Source organism: Halosaccharopolyspora lacisalsi, from assembly GCF_014137975.1.
In the GTDB taxonomy this organism is placed as follows: domain Bacteria; phylum Actinomycetota; class Actinomycetes; order Mycobacteriales; family Pseudonocardiaceae; genus Halosaccharopolyspora; species Halosaccharopolyspora lacisalsi.
The window spans coordinates 31,525-48,484 of the sequence record NZ_JACGWZ010000001.1 but is presented as its reverse complement, the minus strand read 5'-3'; the positions used below and the strand labels follow the sequence as shown (position 1 = coordinate 48,484).

The following is a 16,960-nucleotide window of genomic DNA, read 5'->3' as shown; positions in this document are numbered from 1 at the left end:
CGGGACCCCCGCCCGGTGACGTGATCGGGCTACCCCCGAAACGGAAGGGCAGGCATTGGCTCACAACCGCTCCCCCCGCGGCCGAAACGCATCACCGGTGCTTGAGGACGCCCAGGAGGACGACTCCGGGAACGGCTCGCGCCGACCATCCTCCCCCTCTTCGGCAGTGCGCGGCCGGATCGTCGTGGCGGCCGTCGCCGCGGGCGCCTTCGCCGCGGCCGGACAGTCCGTGATCGCGGACGAGGAACAGAACGACGGCGGCCCCCGGGAGTACACCCCGCTGGCATCCGGGCAGGACGCCGCGGCCTCGTTCGGGTCCGCCGCCTCCAACTCCGGCTCCGGTACTGCTACCGACTCCGGCACGACGCGCACCGGCAAGGGCGGCGCGCCCCCGGCCCCCGAGGTTCTGCCGGTGGCCAACACCTCCGACACCGACTCGGAGATGGCCAAGCTCGCCAAGAGTCAGCGCATCGCCCAACAGCGCGCGGAGGCCGCGGCCGCACGGCGGGCCGCGATCCGGGAAGCCCAGAAGCCGGACTACGTCGTCCCCGCCACCGGGAGGTTCACCTCCGGATACGGCGGGCGCTGGGGCAGCACGCACTACGGCATCGACATCGCCAACGACAAGGGCACGCCGATCAACTCCGTGGCCAAGGGCGAAGTCATCGAAGCAGGCTCCGCCAGCGGCTTCGGCATGTGGGTTCGCGTGGAGCACGAGGACGGCACCATCACCGTCTACGGCCACGTCAACAGCATCACGGTCGAGGAGGGCGAGCAGGTCGACGCGGGCGACCAGATCGCCACGATGGGCAACCGCGGCTTCTCCACCGGCACCCACCTGCACTTCGAGGTGTGGAACCCGAGCGGCAAGAAGATCAACCCGCTGCCCTGGCTCAACGAGAACGGCGTCGAGGTCCCCGGAGCGGGCTGAAGCCCTCCCCGGAGCCTTCCGGCCTCAGTCGCCGGAACCGCGGGCGCGCTGGCGCCGCCACTTGTCCAGCAGGGCCGGTAGCTCGTCCCGGAGGAAGGCGAAGAACTCCCTGGTCTCGTCGATTCGCCTGCCGGCTCGGCTGTCCGCGCCGACCGCCTCGACACCGTCGGCCAGGGTTCGTTCCCAGTGAGCGAGCTGCTCGTCCCGTTGAGCGAGCGACTCGTACCACGTGTCGTCGTGCACCCGGTAGTGGTCACGTCGCTGCCCCGGATCGCGCTCGCGGGAGACCAGTCCGACCTGCGTCAGGTAGCGCACCGCACCGGAAACCGATGCGGGACTGATCCGCAGGAGCTCGGCGAGCTCGGCGGCGGTGCACCGCCCTCCCTCCGAGACGAGCAGTCCCGTGAACACCCGGGCAGCCATACGCGGCATGCCCGCATCGGACAGGTCCAGCGCGAAGCGTTCGACGAACCGCGCCACCACGTCCTCGTCCCGCACCGCCTGGTCCTTCTCGTCGGGCTCCGCACTCATGTCACGGATTTTATCTGCTTCCCAATATTCATGAATTTGTAAAAAGAGTGTAGCTTCCCAGATGTGCCTACCACGACGACCGACGAGAGCACCGCGATCGCGGTGAGCGGCCTGACCAAGCACTACGGGCGCAGCCGAGCGCTCGACGGGCTGGACCTGGGCGTACGCACCGGCGAGGTGCACGGTTTCCTGGGGCCCAACGGGGCCGGGAAGACCACGACGATCCGCATCCTGCTCGGCCTGCTGCGCGCGGATTCCGGCAGCGCCCACCTCCTCGGCGGCGACCCCTGGCGCGACGCCACGTCCCTGCACCACCGCCTCGCCTACGTGCCCGGGGACGTCACGCTGTGGCCGACGCTGTCCGGCGGAGAGGTGATCGACCTGCTCGGCCGCCTGCGCGGCGGCATCGACCCGCGGCGCAGGGCCGAACTGCTGGACCGGTTCGACCTCGACCCGGGCAAGAAGGCCCGCACCTACTCCAAGGGCAACCGCCAGAAGGTCGGGCTCGTCGCGGCGCTGGCCTCCGACGTGGAACTGCTCGTGCTCGACGAACCCACCTCCGGGCTCGATCCGCTCATGGAGGAGGCGTTCCGCGAGTGCGTCCGGGAGGAGCGCCGCAGCGGCCGCACGGTGCTGCTGTCCAGCCACGTCCTCGCCGAGGTGGAGGCGCTCTGCGACCGGGTGACCATCGTCCGCGACGGCCGCACGGTCGAGTCCGGGACGCTGTCCGAGCTCCGACACCTCACCCGCACCTCGATCTCGGCCGAACTCGCCGGTACCGGCGACGGGTTGGCCGAGCTGTCCGGCGTGCACGACCTGAGCGTCGACGGCGACCACGTGTCCTGCGAGGTGGACAGCTCCGCCCTGGACGCGGTGCTGCGGCAGCTCGGTTCGATCGGGGTGCGCAGCCTGACCAGCCGCCCGCCCACCCTGGAAGAGCTGTTCCTGAAGCACTACGAGCAGTCGGACGGCGACCGGGCGGTGACACGATGACGGCACTGTCCGGTACCGGAGCGCTGATCCGGTTGGTCCTGCGTCGTGACCGCGTTCGCATTCCGGTGTGGGTCCTGGGCATCGCCGGCACCGTGCTGGGAAGCGTGTCCTCGTTCCCCGCGGCCTACTCCGACGCCGCCTCCCGGCAGGCCCGCGCCGCCCTGATGAACAACCCGGCGACCGTGATCATGACCGGTCCCGGGTACGGGTTGGACCACTACACCTTCGGGGCCATGACCGCCAACGAGATGGGCGGGCTGACGGCGGTGGCGTCCGCACTGATGAGCATCCTGCTCGTCGTCCGGCACACGCGCGCCGAGGAGGAGAGCGGGCGCGGCGATCTCGTTCGCGCCGCTGTGGTCGGCAGGCACGCCGCGACCACCGCGGCACTGGTCGTGGTGCTCGGGGCCAACGTGCTGCTCGGTGCCGTCATCGCGGCGGGGCTTCCGACCGTCCTGCCCGCACTCGGAGCGGCGGGATCACTGCTGTTCGGCGCTTCCGTGACCGCGGTGGGTGCGGTCTTCACCGGTGTGGCGGCGGTGACCGCGCAGGTGATGGAGCACAGTCGCGCGGCCACCGGATCGGCCGGAGCGCTGCTGGCGACCGCCTTCGCGCTGCGCGCGGCGGGGGACCTCGGGGACGGGACACTGTCGTGGCTGTCTCCGATCGGCTGGGCGCAGGCGACTCGCGCCTACGTCGACGGACGCTGGTGGCCGCTGCTTCCGGCCTGCGCGCTGACCGCGCTGGCGGTGGCCGCCGCCTACGCGCTGAGGGCGCGAAGGGACGAGGGGGCCGGACTGGTACGAACCCGCTCGGCTCGGACGAGCGCGTCGGCCCGGCTGAACGGTGCCTTCGGCCTGGCACTGCGGTTGCAGCGCGGCCTCCTCGCCGGCTGGGTGCTCGGGTTCGTCGTGTTCGGGCTGTTCATCGGGTCGATGGCGGACCAGGCGGCGTCCTTCGTCGCGGAGAACGAGATGGCGCGCCGCTTCTTCACCCGGCTCGGCGCGGGCGCCGCGACGGACGCCCTGCTCGCGACGTACATGTCCCTGATGGCGATGGTCGGCACCGGCTACGCCCTGCAGGCGGTGTCGTTGCCGCGTTCCGAGGAGACGGCCGGGCACGTCGAACCATTGCTCGGGGGAACACCGCTGAACCGGCCGCGCTGGCTGGTCGGGCACCTGGCCGCGACGCTGCTCGGCAGCGTGCTCGTGGTCGGCCTCGCCGGAGCGAGCGCGGGCCTGATGTTCGCGGCCACCACGGGCGACGTCACCGCCGCCGCCCCGGTGCTGCTCGGGGCGCTGGCCCACCTGCCCGCGGTCTGGGTCCTGGTCGGAGTCGCCGTGGCCCTGTTCGGCCTGGCACCCGCGGCCGGCGGGCTGGTCTGGGCCGCCCTGGCGGGTGTGGTCTTCGTCGGAACCTTCGGGCCGCTGCTGCGACTGCCCGAATGGGTCTCGAACCTCTCCCCGTTCGCGCACACCCCGCGACTGCCCGGTGCCGAGTTCACCACGACCCCGCTCGTCGTCCTGACGGTGCTCGCCGTGGGGCTGATGGTCGTCGGAACGACGGCGTTCAGCCGCCGCGACGTGGGGTGACGCGTCCCGGACGCACGCCGCCGAGTTCCGGCGCGAGCCGAAGTGGCGGTTCACGCCGGGACACGGCCGGGCACACGCGTCCGGCCGAGAGCGACGACGAGTGGTGATCCAGCGCGGCGAGGTGTACTGGGCCGACCTCGGTGCTCCGGCGGGGAGCCGGCCTGCCGAAGTCGCCCCGTAGTCGTGATCCAATCCGCCCCGGTTCCGTTGTCAAGATCACGCCTGAACGGCACCCCACCAACATGTGTGCGGGGTGGTTCCGTCCTTGCCGACCTCTCGAGACGTCGGGGAAGACGTGGTCCGGGCGTCTGCCTTGCAGCCGACTTACGCTGTTCGGTTTTCGTCATCGGCGCGGAACACGGTGAGCAGCACGGTCTGGGCCACACCTGCGTGCTTTGCCGCGTGGGCCACGACGTCGGTGACGAACGCGGCCATGTCCAGGCTCCACTCCGGCCCGCGGCAGCGGAAGTGCACACCGTGCAGCTCGCCGGCGACCATCCAGCGGCCTTCGGTCTGATCCGGGTCCACGGGCCCGGCAGCCGGCTGTTCGACCGGCTGGACGTCGAGCAGGATCGACGCGTGCTCGTTGATCGCCTGCAACAGCGCCTGCGGGTCGAACGCGCCGTCGCCGTCGGTGTACAGCGACACCGTGAACTCACGCCGGGCAGTGGCCTCCTCGGCCAGCTCGAACCACTCGTAGGTGCCCGTGAACCGCTCCTGGTGGTGCGTGCCCAGGTGCAGTGGCAGCACGGCGTGCACCCCGGCCGGTTCGACCGTGCCCACACGCCGGAGGCCGTCCTCGATGCACGCCAACGCCGGCCACACCGGCCACCCCTGATGTGCGAGGTTCAGGGGTCTCGCCTGCATCCAGGCGATCTCCCGCACGCGCCCGTCCTGCGCCCAGTCCCCGCCGGCCTCCTCCGTGCTCCACCGGGCCATCGGGTTCGGCGAGGTGGGGTAGGCCACCAGGCCCAACGCCTCGGCCCCGGTGTCCGTCACGGCGAACACGGCCTCCTCGTCCGGCTGCGGAAAACCGCCCCGCCGCTCGCTGTCGACCACCCACCGGTGCCAGCGCAGCACACCGTGCACACCGAGCACGAACGACGGCAACGGACTCTCCCACTCAACCACGGTCATGGCCGACACGCCCTTGTCCGTACCAGCGACACTGCGCCCCCGGCGTGCCCGGACTGTGCAGCGCCTCCCGGCATCCGGCGAGCCAGCGGTGGTGCCAGGCACTGATCGCCTGCGGCGTGACCTCCGACAGCCGGGCGATCTCGGCCTGACCGCGACCACCCTGCTCAAACAGATCCGCCGCCACCGAACGACGCTCTTCCCGCTCCGAGCGCATGCAGCTCCGTTGGCTTCCCAGACTCCATACCTCCGGAAATAATCCATCAGCGTGATCAGAACACCTCAGTCTGGTGGATGGTCCGCTGATCACCGCAGGAGCAGCGCGCTGCTCGGAGTATCCGCAAAACCACTCATTCCAGGGACGGTGTAGGAGGCAGCACACCCCGCCCCCAACGACACCGAGGCACGGCCACACCGACGACTGCGTGCGGCACGCCGCAGAGATCCGCACCTCCGAACAGGCCGCCTGTCTCGTAGTGGCTGCCGGAGCTGGCGACCGGCCAGTTGCCGTCGCTTCGCTCGCGGGCAGAACGGTGTGGCCGTTGTGCCAGGAGTACTCACCGAACGCGGTAGCCAGGCCCCAGCGCAACGAGATCGGTTCGCCGGTCCGGTACGACGCCGCGGTCGGTTTTTCCGTCGGAATCTCGGTCATGGCGAAAGCTACGCACGAAGACACCGACAAAACCGGTGTACGAGCGCTCCTTCGGACGAGGGGCGGGCGATCTTCGCGAAAATCGCCCAACCTCCGGCCCGTCACTTCGGGGTCTTGATCAGAGCTTGGTCAGGGGGACGCTGCCGATGAGCATCAGACGTACGGTGCCCGAAGCTCCGAAGTCGATGGTCGCCGTCGCCCGCGCACCCTCGCCCTCGGTGGTCAGGACCGTGCCCAGGCCGTACTTGTCGTGGTTGACCCGGTCACCGACCGCGAGCTTGATGGCCACGCTGTCCTTGAAGGACTGTGCCGAGGAACGTCCGTTCCCCGCTCCTCCGGAACCGCGGTCGAAACCTCCACCGCCACGGCTCCCGCTACTTCGCACCTGCGGAGCCGATCGCTCCGCTTCGGACCGTCGCCACCGCAGCAGGTCCTCGGGAACCTCCCCCAGGAACCTCGACGCGGGATTCGTCATCGGCTGTCCCCACGCCGACCGCATCAGCGCTCGCGACAGGTACAACCGCCGCCGCGCGCGCGTGATCCCCACGTAGGCCAGCCGCCGCTCCTCGGCCAGTTCCGCGGGCTCGCCCAGCGCACGCATGTGCGGAAAGACCCCGTCCTCCCATCCGGTGGAGAACACCACGGGAAATTCCAGCCCCTTGGCGGTGTGCAGGGTCATCAGCGTGATCATGCCCTCTTCGGAGTCCGGCAGCGAGTCCGCGTCGGCCACCAGTGAGACCCGCTCCAGAAACGCCGAGAGGGAACCGTCGGGGAGGACGGCCGCATCGACGTCCTCGGACTCCCCCGCGGAGGTTTCCTCGGAGGGCGCCCGCATTTCGCTGAACTCCCGAGCCACCGTGATCAACTCGGTGAGGTTCTCCACCCGCCCCGCGTCCTGGGGGTCATCGCTGGCTTCGAGCTCGCCCCGGTAGCCGGTGCGTTCCAGCAGCGTCTCGATCACGTCCGCGACGTCCGACTGGGCCACCGCCTCGCGCAGCTCGTCCAGCAGCGCGACGAACCCGGAGATGGCGCGTTGCGCGCGCGTGTTCAGTCCCGGCAACCCCTCACCGGCGGCGCGGCGCAACGCGGCGGCGAACGAGATCCGTTCCTGCTCGGCGTACACGGAAACCACGGCCTGCGCCCGGTCGCCGATTCCGCGCTTGGGCACGTTGAGGATCCGGCGCAGGTTGACGGTGTCCTCGGGGTTGTCCAGCACTCGCAGGTAGGCGAGAACGTCGCGGACCTCGCGGCGTTCGTAGAAGCGCACCCCGCCGATCACCCGATAGGGCAACCCGCGCCGGATGAAGACCTCCTCGAACACCCGGGACTGGTTGTTGGTCCGGTAGAACACCGCGATGTCGTTGAACGTGGCTTCGCCGTCGTCGACCAGCCGGTCGATCTCGCCGGCCACGAAGGCCGCCTCGTCGTGCTCGTTGTCGGCGACGTAGCCGACGACGGGCTCCCCTTCGCCCGCCTCGCTCCACAGCCGCTTGTCCCGACGTCCGGTGTTGCCCCTGATCACCGCGTTGGCCGCGGAGAGGATCGTCTGCGTGGAGCGGTAGTTCTGTTCCAGCAGGATCGTGCGCGCCTGCGGGTAGTCGCGCTCGAACTCCTCGATGTTGCGGATCGTCGCCCCGCGGAAGGCGTAGATCGACTGGTCGGCGTCACCGACCACGCACAACTCGGCCGGTTCGACGCCGCCGGAGTCCCGCGTTCCGACGAGCTCGCGAACCAGGGCGTACTGGGCGTGGTTGGTGTCCTGGTACTCGTCGACCATCACGTGCCGGAAGCGGCGGCGGTAGTGCTCGGCCACCTCGGGGTACGCCCGCAGCAGCTGCACCGTACGCATGATCAGGTCGTCGAAGTCCAGCGCGTTGGAGTCGGCCAACCGCCGCTGGTAGGAGGCGTAGACATCGGCGACCTTGCGCTCCAGGTCGTTGCCGGCCCGCTCGGCGGCATCGGCCGGGGTGAGCAGCTCGTTCTTCAGGTTCGACACCTCGGCGGCCAGCGTGCGCACCGGGTAGCGCTTGGAGTCCAGCTCCAGGTCGCGGGCGACGAGGGTGACCATCCGCTTGGCGTCGTCGGCGTCGTAGATGGAGAAATTGGAGTTCAGCCGGGGATCGCTGCTCGTTCCCGCGAGCAGCTCCCGCACGGTTTCCGCCTCCCGCCGCAGCACCCGCACGCACATGGAGTGGAACGTCGAGACCCACATCGAACGGGCCCTCGGACCGACCAGATCGGTGACCCGCTCCTTCATCTCGACGGCGGCCTTGTTGGTGAAGGTGATCGCCATGATCTCACCGGGATGGGCGCCGCGGGCGGCCAGCAGGTAGGCGATCCGGTGGGTGAGCACCTTCGTCTTGCCGGAACCGGCACCTGCCACGACCAGCAGCGGCGAACCACCGTGCACGACGGCTTCCCGTTGCTGGGGGTTCAGGTCCGCCAGCAACTGGTCGGGGTCGTGCTCTCGACCCGCTCGCGGCTCGGAGCTCTCTTGCGGCCACGAGGAGCCGCCGTGCGGAAGGTCGAAGAGGGTGCTCATCGACCATCCAGAGTACCGCCCGCCCGACGCTGCGTACGAATCGCGACGGCCGTGCTGATTCACTGGTGGCACGGAGGCCCCGACCGAGAAGCGAGTTCGACCATGACACTGATCCACACGGACACCGCGGTGCGGGACTTCGCCTCGTGGGCTTCGACGGTCGATCCGTGGTACTGCGTGCTCACCGTGCTGGTGGTGTTGTCGGCGGAGACCTCGCTGCTGCTCGGAATGATCCTGCCGGGTGACGCCGTGCTGTTGCTGGCCGTCGGAGTGCTCGGTTCCCACTGGACGCTTCCCCTGTTCCTCGCCGCCGTGCTGGCCAACGTCATCGGCCAGACCGGTGGTTACTGGCTGGGCAGGGCGATCGGTCCCGGCCTGCGCACGACGTGGTTGGGACGCAAGGTCGGCGAGCGACGGTGGCGGGCCGCCGAGTCGGTGCTGCACGGCTCGGGCGCCCGTGCGCTGATCACCACACGCTTCGTGGCTTTCGTACACGCCGTGGTCCCGGTGCTGGTGGGAACGCTGCGGCTGCCGTTCGGTCGCTTTCTGGGCCTGGCCACGATCGGAGCCTCCCTGTGGGCGACCGCGCTCACCGGCATGGCCGTCGTTCTGGGGGAAACCGCACGGACGGTGGGCTACGGCTGGGGCTTCACGGCGTTCGCCTGCCTGGGCGGTGGCATCGCCGTGGTGCTGATCATCCGGGCGGTACGCAACCGCTCCGCTCGGAACTCGCACGAGGCCACCTCGATCTGATCGACGCTCATGAGTCCAGCCTCCGGACGGCTGGTGCGCCCCACGAGGAAGTTCACTCGAACTGGTGATCCATCGAATCCACCTGACGGGAAGGCCGGTCCACCTCTTGGCCGGAACGACGGGGGCTGTGGCAGACTGGGTGTGTGTTCACCTACGACGGGCAGTTTTTCTACGGGACCGGGACTCCGGTACCCGTCGTCGCGTGAACGCCCACCACGACGCCCCGGAGTCCGCGGACCCGGGGTTTTCGCACTTCCGGGTCACGATGGACACCACCACACCGGAAGGATCCCCATGAGCACCACCGCCCCCGGCGACCACTGGTGGCCCGCGGCCGACGACCAGAACGGCGATTCGGACCAGGCCGGTGACGACCAGTCCGCCCAGCCCGACATCACCGAGCTCCGCGACGAGATCGACTACCTCGACGCCGAAATCCTGCGGCTGATCAAACGACGCGCCGAGGTCTCGCACCAGGTCGGCACCGCCCGCATGGCCTCCGGCGGCCCCCGCATCGTCTACAACCGCGAGATGGACGTCCTCGCCCGCTACCGCGAACTCGGCCAGGAGGGCCGCGAACTCGCCATGATCCTCCTCCGCCTCGGTCGCGGTCGCCTCGGACACTGACCGACGGACCCGCTCAGTGGGCGCCCCAGCCTCCGTCCATGGGGAACGACGAGCCGGTGATCGAACTGGTCCCGGGACCGCACAGCCACACCGCCAGTGCGGCCACCTCGTCGGGCTCGACCAGCCGCTTGACCGGAGTACGCGCCAGGAGCACGTCCTCGATCACCTGTTCACGCGGGACGCGATGCTGCACCGCCTGCTCGGCCACCTGCTGTTCCACCAGCGGTGTACGCACGTAGCCGGGACAGACGCAGTTGGACGTGACCCCGTGGGTGGCGGCTTCGAGGGCGACCGTCTTGGACAGCCCCTCGAGGCCGTGCTTGGCGGTGACGTAGGCGCTCTTGAACGGCGACGCCCGTAAGCCGTGCGCCGAGGAGATGTTGATGATGCGCCCCCATCCCCGGGTGTACATGCCGGGCAGGGCGGCGCGGATGATCCGGAACGGCGACTGCACCATCACCGTCAGGATCCGCGCGAAGGTCTCCGGGGGAAACTGGTGCACCGGAGCGACGTGCTGCATTCCGGCGTTGTTGACCACGATGTCGGTGTCCTCGCCCACCTGAGCGGCGGCGTCGGGGTCGGACAGGTCCACGACCGCGCTGCTGCTGCCGATCTCGGTGGCGACCGCCTCCACCGACTCGGCGTCGCGGTCCACGGCCAGAACCGTGGCTCCCGCCGCCGCGAGCCCGCGCGCCACCGCCGCGCCGATGCCGCTGCCCGCACCGGTCACGACCGCTCTTCTGCCAGTCAGTTGTCCCCCGTCTCCGGGGCCGGGGTCTCCGGGTCCTGGAGCCGGGGCCGAGCTATCAGTCATAGCCGAGAACCTAAGGGTGATGTGGGCCCCGATCCATAGCCAAGACGCGGTAGTTTTCATCCGACCGGTCAACACCCGTTGTCCGCTCGGCGCGTCACGCGGCCCCGCGTCCCGCCGATATCGGGGATATCACCCATACCGGTCACGGTTCGGAGAAGGGCAGACTGGGGATATGACAACAGCTGTTGTGGGTTTGGTGGCCTTCCTAGTCACGCTCGCCGCGGTGCTGGCCGCGGCGGGCCACGCGGGCTACCTCGGAATGCTCTCGACCGCGGCGCGGAAGCGCCCCGGCGGCCAACCGGCGGCCGAGTTCGCCAAGAAACGGATGCCGGTGGCCGGAGTCACGCTCGGCGTGAGCCTGCTGGCCATGCTGATCTCCACCGGAGAGGGCGGAACGGACGTCATCGCGATGCTGCTGGCCGCCGGGGGCGGTGCTTCCTCGATCAAGGCGCTGCGCACCTCCCAGGAGCGGTTCCGCAGCGGCCGGTACTGACCGGAGGCGCTCGCGTCGCGGGGTTCACACTTTCGCGCATCACCACGTGTGATGAAACGAACCCCCAACGCATTCACGTTCTTCGGCGGCTAGCCTGTGACCATGAGCACGCCCCGAGTGGAGACCCTCGTCGGGGTTCGGCGGGTCCCGGTGGTCACCGCGCGTCCCGACGACGTCGGCTTCCGCGCGAAGCTGTCCGCGCTCCGGGCGTTCCGGGCGCTCCACGCGCAGACCGCCGGGTTCACCGCTCTCGAAGCGACGCCGCGGCAACGGCTGCGCGCCGATGCCGAGCGGCACGGACTCGGTGCGGACCGCCTCGCAGAGACCTTCCAGCTCGTCGACACGGCCTGAAGCAGCTCGGAGGAGACCCGATGCACAGCGGCAAGAACACCGGCTGGACCGGCCGAATCGAACAACCGGCCACCGCTTCGCCTTTTCCGCGGTCCTCGGACACACCGGCGGAGACCGATCCGAGCGGCGGACTGTACGAGTTCGATCTCGGCACGGTTCCGGCCTCGGTGACCCCTCCACGCACGTGGCGCCACGCCGCGTGGTTCGCGGTGACCTCCTCGGCGGCCACGCTGGGGGGACTGGTGTTCGTGACGGCAGCGCTGATGGGCGAATCCTCGGTGCGGGGATGGGTTCCGCCCGAAATGCCGCGCGGAGGCGAATACCCGCCCCTGCCCTCCGGGCTCGTCACCTCCGGCACGGAGGAACCGACGCCCTCGCACTCCTCCGGAATACCGTCGCCGCGCCGCTCCCCCCGCAGCACCACCGTTACGCGGTCTCCCGGTGCGACGGTGATTCGTTCCGACGGAATCCCCACCCGCACCGGTCAGCGCGATCCCGCGGCACTTCTCCCCCCGCCCGGGAGCACCGGCTCGGAGCACAGCGGCACCGGCTCCTCCGGGCCGAGCGAGCCCACACCCAGCACCCCCGCCCCCGAAACGAGCTCCCCCGCGACGACCGCGTCCTCCGCGCCACTGTCCCTGCTCACGATGTCGTTGGTCCCGTCGCTCGAGCAGCGCACCGAGGCGTACTTCGCCGCCATAGACCGGGGCGACCTCCGGTCCGCCTACGCGTTGACCACGCGGGAACAGAGCTTCTCGACCCTCGCCGCCCGCTACGAGGGGGTCACCTCGGTCGACGTGATCGGCACCAGGACCACCAGGACCCGGACCGCGAGCACGGTGGCCACCCTGCGCGTCACCCGCGACGGCACGGTCACCACGCGGCAGCACGAGCTGCGATTCACCACCGGGCCGGATCCGCTCATCGAATCCGACACCCCGATGCCCTGAGAGGCCCCGTCACCGTGACCGAGCCGGGCGAACCGCCGTCCCGTACCCACACCGCCGAGGACTCCGCCGCGGAGCCGCCCCTGCCGCGCCGCCGCATCGCCACCGGAGTGCTGGGAGCGCTGCTGCTGTGCGGTTCGGTGGTGACCGGTTCAGCGATCCTCACGGCGTCTCCGACCGACTCCCCGCCCCCCACCGCGCCACCGGCACCGATCGACGGAGCCGAGGCACTCCGCCCCGATCTGCTCGCCCGGGCGAACTGGCCGTTCGCCGACAACGGCGGCTACTCCCGCGTGTCGGACGAGCGGCCGACCCCCTCCGGCCCTTCCCCCACGCATCCGCCGGAGATGTGCGAGGCCAATCCCCAGGTCGGTAGCGCGGATTCGGCGCTGGCACTGGTCGAGAGCTTCTACCGGCTGCTCGGCAGTGATCCACGACGCGCGGTACGACTGGTGTCGCCGAAAGTACTGGGAGCACAGCGCGACCGGATGGTGCGCTCGTGGGAGGAACTCGCCTCGGTGCGGCCACGGCGACCGCACCTTCGTCAGGACGGCTCGGTGGTGGCCGAGGTCGTCGCCGAGTACCCGGACGGAACCAGGCTGCTCCTGCGCCACGCGCTGACCGTGAAGGCCGGACCGCATCCGATGATCGGGAGCGTGCGTCTGGTCACCGCGCGACGCGGTCCACCATCCGCCGGATGACCCACCCGAACCGCTCCGCCGGGCCCGCTTAGTCCGGATGGTGCAACCCGGCCGACCCGTTCGCGGGTATTCTCACAACAATGCGGCAACGACCTGTCACTCCGGGCGGAGCCCGTGTCGGTCTGTTCCACCCCGACACGCCCCCTCCGCGCCCCGAGAGGGCTCGGTCGGCGGCCGTCCCGGTCGGCTCGTCCGGCCGGACGTCGGGATGGCGAGGGTCTCCAGTGCCGGGGGTCAACTGCGGAAACGACGAGCGGTACCGGAAGGGGTCCCGTGACGGGCCGTCCGCCCCCTCCGGTAATCGGATACCTCACATCCGTGCTCGACGAATTCGCCGACTTCGGGCCTACGCCACATCGACGTGGGCTAGGCTGCCGTATCGCGGCCGAATGAGTTGTCCGCCAACCTCGGCCGCTTTGTGAACGTGTACATGTCGGAGGGCCGGACCCGGTCCACCAAATCCGCCGGTGTCGGCGTGACTGTCGGGTTCCCGCCTAGGGAGGCCCCGGCCCCACGCGACACCGAGAGCAGTACGGGGAGACGTCGGTGAGCGACGAAGGTCGCCTGGTCGCCGGACGCTACCGAGTGCAGCGACGCATCGGCAGTGGCGCGATGGGCGTGGTGTGGGAGTGTCTCGACGAACGCCTGCACCGCACGGTCGCGGTCAAGCAGTTGTTGCTGCAGCCCGGATTGGATCCGGGTGAGGCCGAGGAAGCCCGGCAGCGAGCCATGCGGGAGGGGCGCATCGCGGCCCGCCTGCAGCACGCGCACGCGGTCTCGGTCTACGACGTAGCCGAAGACGAAGGCCAGCCAGTGCTGGTCATGGAATTTCTGCCATCCACCAGTCTCGCGGCGATGATGTCCGAGCACGGTCCGCTGCCACCCCGCGAGGTGGCACGGATAGGCGCCCAGGTGGCGTCGGCGCTCGGGGCCGCGCATTCAGCCGGTGTGGTGCACCGGGACCTCAAGCCGGGCAACATCCTGCTCGGCGACGACGGCACGGTCAAGATCACCGATTTCGGGATATCCCGGGCCCAGGGCGACGTCGCGGTCACCAAGACCGGGATGCTGGCTGGCACGCCCGCCTACCTGTCACCGGACGTGGCCTGCGGCCAGGAGCCCACGGGGGCCTCGGACGTGTTCTCCCTCGGCGCGACGCTGTACGCGGCGATCGAGGGGCACCCGCCGTTCGGGCAGAGCGAGAACACCCTCGCGCTGCTGCACTCCGTGGCGGCGGGTCGGATCGATCCGCCGCAGAACTCCGGGCCGATGAACGACCCGCTGATGGCGATGATGCAGGCTCGCTCCGAGGACCGTCCGGACATGGCCCAGGTGCGCGAGATGCTGCAAGCGGTCGCCGACGGTCAGGCCGTGACCTCGGTACCGTCGATGCCCGCACCGATCCCGCCCGCGATGGCGCCGGGAGAGGCCGCGGCCTCGAACGTGCCGGACGCGGGGCCGACCGAGGCGGTCGGCAGGGACGGCACGATGGTCGCCGGTGCCACGGCTTACGAGGACGATCCCTACACCAAGGAGGCGTATCCGGACGCCACCTCCTACATGGGGTCGGACACGCGTGGCGACGCGGCGCTGACGGAGACACGGCGCAGCAAGCGACCGCTGGTGGTCTCGGGGATCGCCCTGGCTGCCACCGCGGTCGTCGCGGTGCTGGTGGCCTCGGCCTTCCTGGGAGGAGGCGACAACGGGAACGGCGGACAAGTCAACCCCGCCGGCAACGGGGGCAACCCCACCCAACAGCTGCCTCCGCCGGTCACGACGACGAGCGAGACCACACCCCGGACGACCTCGGACTACGACGACGAGGAGACGTCGGACAACGACTGGACCGGGTCGTCGAGCACCGAGGAGAACACCTCGCAGCCGACCACCACCAGCAGCGACGAAACGCCGAGCTCCCAGCCGAGCACCGAGCCGTCGGGCACGCAGAGTCCCCCCACGTCCGCGGGCGACTCGGGGGAGGAGACGACCTCGCCTCCCGACACCGGCAGCAACCAGACCAGCACCAAGAAATCCAGCACCAACAACAACGCGGCCGGCAGCAAGTCTTCACCCACCGTGAAGACCGGCCCGGCCACCAGCTGAACACGGGCTCCGGCCGGGCGGTGCCGACGCGGTACCGCCCGGCTCCGGCCGTTCTGCCCAGCGTGCGGTTACCCACGGTGTGCCCAGTACCGTTGGCGGGACCGAAGGAAGCCGACCCGTGGGGTCCGGCCGGTCCCCATCCTGCCGCCTACACAGCCGAGACCAGGAGATATCCGTGAGCTCCGAGGGTCGTTTGATCACCGGTCGCTATCGACTGCACCAGCGCATCGGCAGCGGAGCCATGGGAGTCGTGTGGCGCGCGGTCGACGAACGCCTACAGCGCACCGTCGCGGTCAAGCAACTGCTGTTACAGCCCGGATACACCGACGCGGAGACCCAGGAGGCCCGTGAGCGGTCGATGCGCGAGGGGCGCATCGCGGCACGTCTGCAACACCAGAACGCGATCGCCGTCTTCGACGTGGCCGAGGACGAGGGTCAGCCGGTGCTGGTCATGGAGTACCTGCCGTCGCAGAGCCTGGCCTCGATGATCAGCGATCACGGCGTGCTGCCGCCGCTGGAGGTCGCGCGCATCGGTGCCCAGGTCGCCAGCGCGCTGGCGGCCGCGCACATGGCCGGCATCGTGCACCGCGACCTCAAACCGGGCAACATCCTGCTCGGCGACAACGGGCAGTCCAAGATCACCGACTTCGGGATCTCCCGCGCGATCGGCGACGTGGCCATCACCAAGAGCGGCATTCTGGCGGGTACCCCCGCTTACCTGTCACCGGAGGTGGCTCTCGGTCGCGATCCCGCTCCGGCCTCGGACGTGTTCTCGCTGGGTTCGACGCTGTACGCGGCGATCGAGGGACACCCGCCGTTCGGGGTGGACGACAACGCGATCAGTCTGCTGCACCGGGTCGCGCGGGGGCAGGTGGATCCACCCAGGCAGGCCGGCCCGATGACGGCGGCCCTGATGCAGCTACTGCGCGCCGACCCGGTGGATCGGCCGACGATGGCGCAGACGCAGACCATCCTCCAGGCCGTGGCCGACGGGCGGCCGATACCCAACACCCCCGCCAACGGCTGGCAGCAGGCCTCCGCTCCCTCCCCCCGTCCCGCCGCCCAGGAGGGTGGAAGTACCCGGGTCGGTGCTCCCACGACCGCCGGATCGACGGGGGCCGCCGCATCGGGCGCAGCGGCTGCCGACCCGACACGGGTCGGTCAGGCCGCCCCGCCCGAGGAGCGCGGGCGGAATCGATCACGCACCATCGCGGTGTGGGCGATCGCGCTCGTGGCCGCCGTCCTGATCGGCGTCCTGGCCGCCAACGCCTTCGGGGGTTCTCCGGAACCGTCGAACGCGCAGTCGTCATCCTCACCCCGTCCGGCTCCTCCACCCGTGACCACGAGTGCGCCGGCCACGACCTCGGCCGCCCCCACCACGACCTCCTCGGCTCCCACCACGAGCAGCACTCCGCCGAGCACCAGCAGCGCGCCCCCCAGCACCACCGCCAAGAAGGTCTCCACCGCCGAGAAGGAGGCCGTCGTCAAGAAGTACTTCTCGCTGGTGCCCGACGAACTGGACAAGTCGTGGTCGCTGTTGGGGCCGAAGCTCAGGCAGGTCGGCAAGGACGAGTACGAGGAGTTCTGGGGTGAGGTCAAGGACGTCAAGGTCCTCGGCAAGCCCAGGGCGATCAAGAGCAACAAGGTGGTGGTGAACCTGCGCTACAAGACGGAGGACGGCGACAAGAGCCTCGAACGCCACCTCATGGGCATCGTCGTCGAGAACGGCAAGCCCCGGATCAACACCGAGAAGTCGCTCTAGGGGAGAGCCATAACCATCACCGGCGTCCGTGGTG

The 16,960-nt window shown here is 70.1% G+C and carries 16 protein-coding genes; 11 read left to right on the top strand and 5 right to left on the bottom strand.

Going from position 1 to position 16,960, the window contains the following annotated elements:
• Positions 1 to 97: 97 nt before the first annotated feature.
• Positions 98 to 931, top strand: coding sequence for a M23 family metallopeptidase (locus FHX42_RS00265; RefSeq protein WP_328795810.1), 834 nt, complete (start codon positions 98 to 100; stop codon positions 929 to 931).
• A 24-nt stretch (positions 932 to 955) separates the two neighbouring features.
• Here FHX42_RS00265 and FHX42_RS00260 read toward each other — a convergent pair whose 3' ends face one another.
• Positions 956 to 1,462, bottom strand: coding sequence for a GbsR/MarR family transcriptional regulator (locus FHX42_RS00260; RefSeq protein ID WP_182542079.1), 507 nt, complete (start codon positions 1,460 to 1,462; stop codon positions 956 to 958).
• A gap of 63 nt (positions 1,463 to 1,525) precedes the next feature.
• On the opposite strand from FHX42_RS00260, the gene FHX42_RS00255 reads away from it, so the two are divergent.
• On the top strand, positions 1,526 to 2,455 hold the full coding sequence (locus tag FHX42_RS00255) for an ABC transporter ATP-binding protein (RefSeq protein ID WP_328795809.1): 930 nt from the start codon (positions 1,526 to 1,528) through the stop codon (positions 2,453 to 2,455).
• Positions 2,452 to 4,047, top strand: a complete 1,596-nt coding sequence (locus tag FHX42_RS00250; RefSeq protein ID WP_182542078.1) for an ABC transporter permease — start codon at positions 2,452 to 2,454, stop codon at positions 4,045 to 4,047. The genes FHX42_RS00255 and FHX42_RS00250 overlap by 4 nt, the downstream gene beginning before the upstream one ends.
• Positions 4,048 to 4,371: 324 nt before the next feature.
• Here the strand turns inward: FHX42_RS00250 and FHX42_RS00245 are convergent, their stop codons facing one another.
• From FHX42_RS00245 to pcrA, 3 genes are all read right to left on the bottom strand, one after another.
• The gene (locus FHX42_RS00245) at positions 4,372 to 5,184 is read right to left on the bottom strand and encodes a hypothetical protein (RefSeq protein ID WP_182542077.1); all 813 of its coding nucleotides are present in this window, start codon (positions 5,182 to 5,184) and stop codon (positions 4,372 to 4,374) included.
• A complete protein-coding gene (locus FHX42_RS00240) occupies positions 5,171 to 5,398 on the bottom strand; it encodes a helix-turn-helix domain-containing protein (RefSeq protein WP_182542076.1) in 228 nt (75 codons plus the stop codon). Before FHX42_RS00240 ends, FHX42_RS00245 begins: the two co-directional genes overlap by 14 nt.
• A gap of 553 nt (positions 5,399 to 5,951) precedes the next feature.
• The gene (gene pcrA, locus FHX42_RS00235; RefSeq protein WP_182542075.1) at positions 5,952 to 8,375 is read right to left on the bottom strand and encodes a DNA helicase PcrA; all 2,424 of its coding nucleotides are present in this window, start codon (positions 8,373 to 8,375) and stop codon (positions 5,952 to 5,954) included.
• Positions 8,376 to 8,477: 102 nt separating this feature from the next.
• Here pcrA and FHX42_RS00230 point away from each other — a divergent pair, with 102 nt between their 5' ends.
• Positions 8,478 to 9,128, top strand: a complete 651-nt coding sequence (locus tag FHX42_RS00230) for a DedA family protein (protein WP_182542074.1) — start codon at positions 8,478 to 8,480, stop codon at positions 9,126 to 9,128.
• 294 nt (positions 9,129 to 9,422) lie between these two features.
• Positions 9,423 to 9,755, top strand: a complete 333-nt coding sequence (locus FHX42_RS00225) for a chorismate mutase (RefSeq protein WP_235986866.1) — start codon at positions 9,423 to 9,425, stop codon at positions 9,753 to 9,755.
• 13 nt (positions 9,756 to 9,768) lie between these two features.
• Here the strand turns inward: FHX42_RS00225 and FHX42_RS00220 are convergent, their stop codons facing one another.
• Positions 9,769 to 10,569, bottom strand: a complete 801-nt coding sequence (locus FHX42_RS00220; protein ID WP_182542073.1) for a 3-hydroxybutyrate dehydrogenase — start codon at positions 10,567 to 10,569, stop codon at positions 9,769 to 9,771.
• A gap of 172 nt (positions 10,570 to 10,741) precedes the next feature.
• On the opposite strand from FHX42_RS00220, the gene FHX42_RS00215 reads away from it, so the two are divergent.
• The 6 genes from FHX42_RS00215 to FHX42_RS00190 all read left to right on the top strand — a co-directional run bounded on the left by FHX42_RS00215 (position 10,742) and on the right by FHX42_RS00190 (position 16,926).
• A complete protein-coding gene (locus FHX42_RS00215; RefSeq protein ID WP_182542072.1) occupies positions 10,742 to 11,062 on the top strand; it encodes a hypothetical protein in 321 nt (106 codons plus the stop codon).
• A 102-nt stretch (positions 11,063 to 11,164) separates the two neighbouring features.
• Positions 11,165 to 11,413, top strand: a complete 249-nt coding sequence (locus FHX42_RS00210) for a hypothetical protein (RefSeq protein WP_182542071.1) — start codon at positions 11,165 to 11,167, stop codon at positions 11,411 to 11,413.
• Positions 11,414 to 11,433: 20 nt separating this feature from the next.
• Positions 11,434 to 12,363, top strand: a complete 930-nt coding sequence (locus FHX42_RS00205; RefSeq protein ID WP_182542070.1) for a hypothetical protein — start codon at positions 11,434 to 11,436, stop codon at positions 12,361 to 12,363.
• 14 nt (positions 12,364 to 12,377) lie between these two features.
• Positions 12,378 to 13,061 carry a hypothetical protein gene (locus FHX42_RS00200; protein WP_182542069.1) on the top strand — a complete coding sequence of 228 codons (684 nt, stop codon included), beginning with the start codon at positions 12,378 to 12,380 and terminating at the stop codon, positions 13,059 to 13,061.
• Between the two features lie 546 nt (positions 13,062 to 13,607).
• The gene (locus FHX42_RS00195; protein WP_182542068.1) at positions 13,608 to 15,164 is read left to right on the top strand and encodes a serine/threonine-protein kinase; all 1,557 of its coding nucleotides are present in this window, start codon (positions 13,608 to 13,610) and stop codon (positions 15,162 to 15,164) included.
• Positions 15,165 to 15,339: 175 nt separating this feature from the next.
• Positions 15,340 to 16,926 (top strand): serine/threonine-protein kinase, encoded by a 1,587-nt coding sequence (locus FHX42_RS00190; protein WP_182542067.1) that lies wholly within the window; start codon positions 15,340 to 15,342, stop codon positions 16,924 to 16,926.
• Positions 16,927 to 16,960 lie beyond the last annotated feature (34 nt).